This window comes from Chitinivibrionales bacterium, assembly GCA_035516255.1.
GTDB lineage: Bacteria > Fibrobacterota > Chitinivibrionia > Chitinivibrionales > FEN-1185 > FEN-1185.
Window position 1 is genome coordinate 1 of record DATJAL010000059.1, and the last position, 1064, is coordinate 1064.

Genomic DNA, 1064 nt, shown 5'->3' on the forward strand with positions numbered 1-1064 from the left:
ATATCAAGCGCATGGCAGATTATTGGCGAACTTGCGAATCGCGAAGCCGTTCACTATAAAAGTAGCGGCGCATTGTAGCAAGCACCAATCCCGGGAAGGTATTGCCTCTTTTGTCTTCTTCACGCCGGTCGTTCTTAAAATCCCTGAGCCGGTCCGCTCTGGTTTTATCTCTGAGTGATGTTCTTTCGCTTGTAAGGCCGGGACCGCGCCTTTTCGCGCAAACGCAAAATCCCACCACCGCTAACGACGCGATTGGGGCCACGTTCACCGATGTCGGCCGCGAAGCCGGCCTCAACGTGAAGACAATTTACGGCGGCGAGCACAAGAACAAATATCTTCTCGAGACCACCGGCTGCGGTGTCGCCTTTTATGACTATGACAATGACGGCTGGCTGGACATTTTTCTGGTGAACGGCTGGCGCCTCGAAGGATTTCCCGCCGGCCAGGAGCCTACGTCGCATCTCTTCAAAAACAATCGCGACGGCACATTCACCGACGTGACCGAGAAGGCCGGACTCGTTCATCATGGCTGGGGACAGGGCGTTTGCATCGGTGATTACGACAATGACGGATTCGATGATCTGTTCGTCACCTACTTCGGCAAGAATGTGCTTTATCACAACAACGGCGACGGCACATTTACCGATGTAACCGATAAAGCCGGAGTCGGTGGAAACGGGAAACGCTGGAATACGGGTTGTGCCTTTGTCGACTACGACCGCGACGGCAAGCTCGATCTGTTCGTTGCCAATTACATCGATCTCGATCTTGCGACCGCCCCCGTTCCGGAGTCCGGTCCGTGTCTCTACAAGGGAATCATGGTAGCTTGCGGGCCGCCGGGACTGAAGGGCGGGAAAAATATTCTGTTTCACAATAACGGCGATGGCACCTTCACCGATGTTTCTGATTCAAGCGGGATTTTGAACGCGAATGGAACCTATGGCCTAGGCGTGCTTACTGCTGACTTCGACAATGACGGCTGGCCGGATATCTATGTCGCCAATGATTCCGCGCCCAGCGCGCTGTATCAGAACAAAAAAAACGGCAAGTTTGAAGATATTGCT

At 53.6% G+C, this 1064-nt stretch carries 1 protein-coding gene; it reads left to right on the forward strand.

Annotation, left to right across the window (positions count from 1 at the left end):
- Window positions 1–296: 296 nt before the first annotated feature.
- The coding region (locus VLX68_17335; GenBank protein HUI94007.1) for a VCBS repeat-containing protein at window positions 297–1064 on the forward strand (768 nt) is incomplete at its 3' end.